This is a genomic window from Streptomyces sparsus (assembly GCF_054776295.1).
The window spans coordinates 1-1204 of the sequence record NZ_BAAHCA010001221.1 but is presented as its reverse complement, the minus strand read 5'-3'; the positions used below and the strand labels follow the sequence as shown (position 1 = coordinate 1204).

Sequence of the window (1204 nt, the reverse complement as noted above, 5' to 3'; positions counted from 1 at the left end):
ACCTCCAGGTAGCACTTCAGCTTCGGCTCGGTACCGCTGGGCCGCACGATGACCCGGGCCGTCAGCTCGCCGCCGAGGCGGTAGCGCAGCCCGTCGGTCGGCGGCAGCGCGTCCGTGCCCAGCGCGAGGTCCTCGGCGGACTCCACGGTGAGCCCGGCCAGCTCGACCGGCGGGTGCTCCCGCAGTCGCCGCATGGCCGTGCCGATGACCGAGAGGTCGGAGACGCGCACCGACAACTGCCCGGTGGCGTGCAGGCCGTGCGCGACGGCCAGCTCGTCCAGCAGGCCGGTCAGCGTGCCGCCGGCGGCCTTGTGCACGGCGGCCAGCTCCGCCACCAGCAGCGCCGCGGTGACGCCGTCCTTGTCGCGCACCCCCTCGGGGTCCACGCAGTAGCCGAGCGCCTCCTCGTAGCCGTACGCGAGGCCGGGCACCCGGGCGATCCACTTGAAGCCGGTCAGGGTCTCCTCGTAGCCCAGCCCGGCGGCGTCGGCGATCCGGCCCAGCAGGCTGGAGGAGACGATCGACTCGGCGAACGTGCCCCTCGCGCCGCGGCTGACCAGGTGCGCCGCGAGCAGCGCGCCGACCTCGTCGGCGTGCAGCATGCGCCACCCGGTCTCCGAGCCCGGGTCGGGCACGGCCACCGCGCACCGGTCGGCGTCGGGGTCGTTGGCGATGACCAGGTCCGGTTCGGCCCGGCGGGCCGTCGCGAAGGCCAGGTCCATCGCCCCGGGCTCCTCCGGGTTGGGGAAGGCGACCGTGGGGAAGTCCGGGTCCGGCTCGGCCTGCTCGGCGACCGGCACCGGCGCCGGGAAACCCGCCCGGGTGAAGGCCGCGGCCAAGGTGTCGCCGCCGACGCCGTGCAGCGCGGTGTGCACCACGCGCAGGTCCCGGGGTGTTCCGTCGGTCAGCACGGTCACCGCCCGTTCGAGGTAGGCCTCGACCAGGTCCTCACCGAGCACCTCCCAGCCCGACTCGGCACGCGGTACGTCGGTGAGCGAGCCGATCGCGGCGATCTGGGCGGCGATGTCGGTGTCGGCCGGCGGCACGATCTGCGAACCCGAGCCGAGGTACACCTTGTACCCGTTGTCCTGCGGCGGGTTGTGGCTCGCGGTGACCATGACGCCGGCCACCGCGCCCAGGTGCCGGATGGCGAAGGCCAGGACCGGCGTCGGCAGCGGCCGGGGCAGCAGCGCCGCGCGCAGCC

At 75.1% G+C, this 1204-nt stretch carries 1 protein-coding gene; it reads right to left on the bottom strand.

Translation table 11 applies throughout. From position 1 onward, the window contains the following. Positions 1–1204, bottom strand: a 1204-nt coding sequence (locus tag ACYVE9_RS27525) for a phospho-sugar mutase (RefSeq protein WP_461030605.1), incomplete at both ends; no start/stop codon positions are given.